Source organism: Aeromonas sp. Prich7-2, from assembly GCF_017939255.1.
In the GTDB taxonomy this organism is placed as follows: Bacteria; Pseudomonadota; Gammaproteobacteria; order Enterobacterales; family Aeromonadaceae; genus Aeromonas; species Aeromonas caviae.
In genome coordinates, this window is record NZ_JAGKRI010000371.1 from 1 (window position 1) to 293 (window position 293).

The window sequence follows — 293 nt, forward strand, 5'->3', positions numbered from 1 at the left end:
CCGGTATCCCAGCTCGATTTCCCAGCGCTCGTGGTACAGGGTCGCCACCTGAGCTGCGCTGAATCGCGCCACGGGCAGGGAGGTAAAGACCGTTTTCTCCTTGCCTGCCACCTCATAGGTCACTGCGCGAACTTGCCAGTGTGTCGACAACGCCGGGTTTTTCTTGCGAGCCTGAGGCGAGACCGTCATTTGCAACAGACGGTCACCGTCGCCATAGCGCTCAAGTTCCGTGTATACCAGCCCGTTGCGTTCCGGGATGAGCCAGTGACGGTCGGTGTCTTCGGCCTGAATAC

Annotated in this window: 1 protein-coding gene; it reads right to left on the reverse strand. The window is 60.1% G+C overall.

The annotated features are described in order from the left end of the window. On the reverse strand, positions 1 to 293 hold a 293-nt coding region (locus tag J9892_RS23850), incomplete at both ends, for a transposase (protein ID WP_210539149.1).